This is a genomic window from Mycobacterium sp. UM_11 (genome assembly GCF_001414075.1).
Taxonomy (GTDB): domain Bacteria; phylum Actinomycetota; class Actinomycetes; order Mycobacteriales; family Mycobacteriaceae; genus Mycobacterium.
Genome location: NZ_LATC01000165.1, coordinates 1 through 6319, shown reverse-complemented (window position 1 = coordinate 6319; position 6319 = coordinate 1). Strand labels below are relative to the sequence as shown.

The window sequence follows — 6319 nt, the reverse complement described above, 5'->3', positions numbered from 1 at the left end:
CAGATGTGTATAAGAGACAGCGTCGGTATGACCCTCACGCCAGAGGCCCAAAAGGCCATGACAGAGCCGTTGACCCAGGAAGAGGCGATCGCCTCGCTGGGCCGCTACGGCTATGGCTGGTCGGACTCCGACGTCGCCGGAGCCAGCGCCCAGCGCGGGCTGTCCGAGGCGGTGGTTCGCGACATCTCGGCGAAGAAGAACGAGCCCGAATGGATGCTGCAGACCCGGCTGAAGGCGTTGCGCATCTTCGACCGCAAGCCGATGCCGACGTGGGGCTCCAACCTCTCGGGCATCGACTTCGACAACATCAAGTACTTCGTGCGGTCCACCGAGAAGCAGGCCGCCACCTGGGATGACCTGCCCGAGGACATCCGCAACACCTACGACCGGCTCGGCATCCCGGAGGCCGAAAAGCAGCGCCTGGTCGCCGGTGTGGCCGCCCAGTACGAGTCCGAGGTGGTGTACCACCAGATCCGCGAGGACCTGGAGTCGCAGGGCGTCATCTTCCTCGACACCGACACGGGCCTGCGCGAGCACCCGGAGCTCTTCCAGCAGTACTTCGGCACCGTGATCCCGGCGGGGGACAACAAGTTCTCCGCGCTGAACACCGCGGTGTGGAGCGGCGGATCGTTCATCTACGTGCCGCCCGGCGTGCACGTCGACATTCCGCTGCAGGCCTACTTCCGGATCAACACCGAGAACATGGGCCAGTTCGAGCGGACCCTGATCATCGTCGACGAGAACGCCTACGTGCATTACGTCGAGGGTTGCACCGCGCCCATCTACACGTCGGACTCGCTGCACTCGGCGGTGGTGGAGATCATCGTAAAGCCCGGTGGCCGTTGCCGTTACACGACGATTCAGAACTGGTCGAACAACGTCTACAACCTGGTCACCAAGCGCGCCCGCGCCGAGGCCGGCGCCACCATGGAGTGGGTCGACGGCAACATCGGGTCGAAGGTGACCATGAAATACCCGGCCGTCTGGATGACCGGTGAGCACGCCAAGGGCGAGGTCTTGTCGGTCGCCTTTGCCGGGGAGGGCCAGCACCAGGACGCCGGCGCCAAGATGCTGCACCTGGCGCCCAACACGTCGAGCAACATCGTCTCGAAGTCGGTGGCCCGCGGCGGTGGCCGCACCTCCTACCGCGGACTGGTGCAGGTGAACAAGGGCGCCCACGGCTCCCGCTCCAGCGTGAAATGCGATGCGCTGCTGGTCGATACGATCAGCCGCAGCGACACCTACCCCTACGTCGACATCCGCGAGGACGACGTCACGATGGGCCACGAGGCCACCGTGTCCAAGGTCAGCGAAAACCAGCTGTTCTACCTGATGAGCCGCGGGCTGACCGAGGACGAGGCGATGGCGATGGTGGTGCGCGGCTTCGTCGAGCCGATCGCCAAGGAACTGCCCATGGAGTACGCCCTGGAGCTCAACCGGCTCATCGAGTTGCAGATGGAGGGCTCGGTCGGATGACGACCGCTGCTGCCGCCCTGAACAAGGGCGAATTGTTCGCGTCCTTCGACGTGGACGCTTTCGAGGTGCCCAGCGGCCGCGACGAAATCTGGCGCTTCACGCCGCTGCGGCGGCTGCGCGGCCTGCACGACGGGTCGGCGCAGGCCACCGGCAAGGCGCAGATCGACGTGGCCGAGCGGCCGGGCGTGCGGGTCGAGACCGTCCGCCGCGGTGACGAGCGGCTCGGACGCGGCGGTGTGCCCACCGACCGCGTTGCGGCGCAAGCGTTTTCGTCGTTCAACTCCGCGACGGTGGTGAGCGTCGGGCGGGACACGCAGATCGCCGAGCCGGTCAACATCACCGTGACCGGTCCCGGCGCGGGCGCGGTGGCCTACGGGCACCTGCAGATCAGCGTCGCCGAGCTGGGCGAGGCGGTCGTGGTGATCGATTTGCGGGGCAGCGGAACCTACGCCGACAACGTCGAATTCCTCGTCGACGACGCGGCCCGGCTCACCGTGGTGTGGATCGCGGACTGGGCCGACGACATGGTTCACCTGTCCGCGCACCACGCCAAGCTGGGCAAGGACGCCGTGCTGCGGCACGTCGCCGTCACGCTGGGCGGCGAGGTGGTGCGGATGTCGGCCAACGTGCGCTACGCCGCCCCGGGCGGGGATGCCGAGCTGCTCGGGTTGTACTTCGCCGACGACGGGCAGCACCTGGAATCGCGGCTGCTGGTCGACCACGCGCAGCCGAACTGTAAGTCCAACGTGCTCTACAAGGGTGCGCTGCAAGGGGATCCGGCGTCGCAGCGGCCCGACGCGCACACCGTGTGGGTGGGCGACGTGCTGATCCGCGCCGAGGCCACCGACACGGACACCTTCGAGGTGAACCGCAACCTGGTGCTCACCGACGGCGCACGCGCCGACTCGGTGCCGAACCTGGAGATCGAGACCGGCGAGATCGTCGGCGCCGGGCACGCCAGTGCCACCGGGCGTTTCGACGACGAGCAACTGTTTTACCTGCGCGCCCGCGGCATTCCCGAAGACCAGGCGCGCCGGCTGGTGGTGCGTGGATTCTTCGGCGAGATCATCTCGAAGATCGCCGTGCCGGAGATCCGGGAACGCCTCACCGCCGCCATCGAACACGAACTGGAAATCACGGAGAAGACAACAGCGTAATGACGACTTTGGAAATTAAAGACCTGCACGTCAGCGTCGAGGACCCCAACGCCGCCGAGGGAAACCGCGAGATTCCCATCCTCAACGGCGTCAACCTGACCGTCAATTCCGGTGAGACGCATGCGGTGATGGGTCCCAACGGATCCGGCAAGTCCACGCTGTCCTACGCCATCGCAGGGCACCCGAAGTACCGGGTCACCTCCGGGTCAATCACCCTGGACGGCCAGGACGTGCTGGACATGAGCGTGGACGAACGCGCCCGCGCCGGGTTGTTCCTCGCCATGCAGTACCCCGTCGAGGTGCCGGGCGTGTCGATGTCGAACTTCCTGCGCAGCGCCGCGACCGCGGTCCGCGGCGAGCCGCCGAAACTGCGGCACTGGGTCAAGGAGGTCAAGGCGGCGATGGCCGACCTGGACATCGACCCCGCGTTCGCGGAACGCAGTGTCAACGAAGGGTTTTCCGGCGGGGAGAAGAAGCGCCACGAAATCCTGCAGCTGGGCCTGCTCAAGCCGAAGATCGCCATCCTCGACGAGACCGACTCCGGCCTGGACGTGGACGCGCTGCGGGTGGTCAGCGAGGGCGTCAACCGCTACGCCGAGGCCGAGCACGGCGGCATCCTGTTGATCACCCACTACACCCGGATCCTGCGCTACATCCGCCCGCAGTTCGTGCACGTGTTCGTCGGGGGCCGGATCGTCGAATCCGGCGGTCCGGAACTGGCCGACGAGCTCGAGGAGAACGGCTACGTACGCTTCACCGAGACAGCGGCCACGGGGGCCGCGGGAGCGTAAGCATGACCGCATTGGACGTCGACGCCATCCGCGCTGACTTTCCCATCCTGAAGCGCGTGATGCGCGGCGGAAAGCAGTTGGCGTACCTGGATTCCGGCGCGACGTCGCAGCGCCCGCTGCAGGTGCTCGACGCCGAGCGCGAGTTCCTGGTCACCTCCAACGGCGCGGTCCATCGCGGCGCGCACCAGCTGATGGAGGAGGCGACCGACGCCTACGAGCAGGGCCGCGCCGACGTCGCGGCGTTCGTCGGCGCCGACGCCGACGAGCTGGTCTTCACCCGAAACGCCACGGAGGCGCTCAACCTGGCGTCGTATGTGCTGGGCGACAACAGGTTTGACCGGGCCGTCGGCGAGGGCGACGTCATCGTCACCACCGAGCTCGAGCACCACGCCAACATCGTCCCGTGGCAGGAACTGGCCCGCCGCAGCGGCGCCACCCTGCGCTGGTACGGCGTGACCGACGACGGCCGCATCGACCTCGACTCGCTGGAGCTGGACGAGCGCGTGAAGGTCGTTGCGTTCAGCCATCATTCGAACGTGACCGGCGCGGTGGCACCGGTGGCCGAGCTGGTCCGCCGCGCCAAGGCCGTCGGCGCTTTGACGGTGCTGGACGCCTGCCAGTCGGTGCCGCACGAGCCGGTGGACCTGCATGCGCTCGACGTCGACTTCGCCGCGTTCTCCGGTCATAAGATGTTGGCCCCCAACGGGGTTGGCGCCCTCTACGGCCGCCGCCAGGTGCTCTCGGAGCTGCCGCCGTTCCTCACCGGTGGGTCGATGATCGAGACGGTGACGATGGAGGCCTCGACCTACGCCCGGGCTCCGCAACGGTTCGAGGCCGGCACGCCGATGACCTCCCAGGTCGTCGGGCTGGGCGCGGCCGCACGCTATCTGGGCGCAATCGGCATGGACGCGGTCGAGGCGCACGAGCGCGAGCTGGTCGCCGCGACCCTCGAGGGCCTGTCGGGCATCGACGGCGTGCGGATCGTCGGGCCGACCACGATGGAAAACCGGGCCTCGCCGGTGTCGTTCGTCGTCTCTCGCGTGCACGCGCACGACGTCGGGCAGGTGCTCGACGACGAGGGCGTCGCGGTCCGCGTGGGGCATCATTGCGCGATGCCGCTGCACCGCCGGTTCGGCGTGGCGGCCACCGCCCGGGCGTCGTTCGCCGTGTACAACACCACCGACGAGGTCGAGCGGCTGGTGGCCGGCGTCCGCCGCGCGGTGGAATTCTTCGGGAGAGACTGACGGTGCGCCTGGAGCAGATGTATCAGGACGTGATCCTCGATCACTACAAGCATCCCCAGCACCGCGGGCTGCGCGAGCCGTTCGGCGCGCAGGTCTGCCACGTCAACCCCGTCTGCGGCGACGAGGTGACCCTGCGGGTCGCGCTGTCGGACGACGGCCGGCGCGTGGCGGACGTCTCCTATGACGGGCAGGGCTGCTCGATCAGCCAGGCGGCGACCTCGGTGCTCACCCAGCAGGTGATCGGTCAGACCGTGCCCGAGGCGCTGAACACCATCGCCGCGTTCACCGAGATGGTGTCCTCGCGCGGCACCGTCGAGGGCGACGAGGACGTCCTGGGCGACGGCATCGCGTTCGCCGGGGTGGCGAAATACCCGGCCCGGGTGAAATGCGCACTGCTGGGCTGGATGGCGTTCAAAGACGCGTTGGCCCAAGCTTGTTCGGACAGGGGCGCGGACTTCGAGGAGGAACAGGATGAGCGAGACCGCCGCACCGGGTGACGAATTTCTTGCCGACCTCGAGGAGGCGATGCGCGACGTCGTCGACCCCGAGTTGGGCATCAACGTCGTCGACCTCGGGCTGGTTTACGGCCTCAACGTGGAAGAGGGCGACGAGGGGACGGTCGCCCTGCTCGACATGACGCTGACCTCGGCGGCCTGCCCGCTGACCGACGTCATCGAGGACCAGTCGCGCAGCGCGCTGGTCAGCAGCGGGCTGGTCGACGACCTGCGGATCAACTGGGTGTGGAACCCGCCGTGGGGTCCGGACAAGATCACCGAGGACGGCCGCGAACAACTGCGCGCCCTGGGCTTCACCGTCTGAAGCGCCTGCGATCCCCGCTAAAGGTGGAAGGGCAGGTGGGGCAGGTGCAGGTGATGGTGCGGTCGCCCCATCGGCGGGCACTGTTCCAGGCTGATGGTCGTCGCCTGCAGCGCGCCTCCGTCGTTGGTCCCCTGAGCCCCCATGCACGTGCCGTTCGTGATCGCCTGGGTGTTACTGATCGTCTGCTTCTTGTAGGACGTCGCGTCGTTGACGGTGACCGTGGTGGGGCCGCCGGGCCCAATCCCGTTGACGGCGAGCGTGTTTCCCGACACCGACGCGACCGTGCCGTAGAAGCCGGCGGGCGGCGGGCACTTGCCGTCGACGGCCGCCGTGATCATGACGGTCTGGGCGGTCACGCCGGCGGCCGGTGAACTTTGCGGGGTGGCCCGCACGTTCACACAGCTACCCGGGGTGACATCGGGGAGCTTGGCCGGTGCCACCTGGAAGACGGGTGTGGCAGGAGCGAAGTCCACCGTCGCCGAGCCGCTGCGCGTTCTGAGCTGAATCTTGTCGCCGGCCACCGACTGGACCATGCCCTCGACGTAGTCCTTGCCCACGGGTGGGGGCGCCGGTGGCGGGGCCGCGCTCGGCGGCGGGCTGGGCGGGGCCGCTGTGGGCACCGACGGCTTGGCGGCATTGCCGGTATCCGTATGGCTCGACCGGCACATGGCGACGCCGAGGATGATGACGGCGGCAAGGGCGGCCAGCGCGATCCGGGCCAGCCGGGGGTTCACCGAAATGGCGGGCATTGGCACATCTCCGATCGCGCGGTCAGCCGTCGCAAGCGGATACCCAGGCGGGCGCGGTTATCACTGTCTCTTATACACATCTG

The 6319-nt window shown here is 68.0% G+C and carries 7 protein-coding genes; 6 read left to right on the top strand and 1 reads right to left on the bottom strand.

The window, feature by feature from the left end; translation table 11 throughout:
* Positions 1–27: 27 nt before the first annotated feature.
* The 6 genes from sufB to WU80_RS23745 are packed head-to-tail and all read left to right on the top strand — an operon-like array spanning position 28 to position 5487.
* The gene (gene sufB, locus WU80_RS23770; RefSeq protein WP_055405542.1) at positions 28–1476 is read left to right on the top strand and encodes a Fe-S cluster assembly protein SufB; all 1449 of its coding nucleotides are present in this window, start codon (positions 28–30) and stop codon (positions 1474–1476) included.
* The gene (sufD, locus tag WU80_RS23765) at positions 1473–2633 is read left to right on the top strand and encodes a Fe-S cluster assembly protein SufD (protein WP_055405541.1); all 1161 of its coding nucleotides are present in this window, start codon (positions 1473–1475) and stop codon (positions 2631–2633) included. Before sufB ends, sufD begins: the two co-directional genes overlap by 4 nt.
* A complete protein-coding gene (sufC, locus tag WU80_RS23760) occupies positions 2633–3424 on the top strand; it encodes a Fe-S cluster assembly ATPase SufC (protein WP_055405540.1) in 792 nt (263 codons plus the stop codon). The genes sufD and sufC overlap by 1 nt, the downstream gene beginning before the upstream one ends.
* Before the next feature lie 2 nt (positions 3425–3426).
* Positions 3427–4668, top strand: coding sequence for a cysteine desulfurase (locus WU80_RS23755; protein ID WP_055405539.1), 1242 nt, complete (start codon positions 3427–3429; stop codon positions 4666–4668).
* Positions 4665–5165 carry a Fe-S cluster assembly sulfur transfer protein SufU gene (gene sufU, locus WU80_RS23750; protein WP_082460011.1) on the top strand — a complete coding sequence of 167 codons (501 nt, stop codon included), beginning with the start codon at positions 4665–4667 and terminating at the stop codon, positions 5163–5165. The genes WU80_RS23755 and sufU overlap by 4 nt, the downstream gene beginning before the upstream one ends.
* Positions 5140–5487 (top strand): metal-sulfur cluster assembly factor, encoded by a 348-nt coding sequence (locus tag WU80_RS23745; RefSeq protein ID WP_055405537.1) that lies wholly within the window; start codon positions 5140–5142, stop codon positions 5485–5487. The genes sufU and WU80_RS23745 overlap by 26 nt, the downstream gene beginning before the upstream one ends.
* Positions 5488–5504: 17 nt before the next feature.
* On the opposite strand, the gene WU80_RS23740 is transcribed toward WU80_RS23745, so the two are convergent.
* Entirely contained in the window at positions 5505–6236 is a 732-nt protein-coding gene (locus tag WU80_RS23740; RefSeq protein ID WP_156349738.1) for a DUF5666 domain-containing protein, read from the bottom strand.
* Positions 6237–6319: the final 83 nt, after the last annotated feature.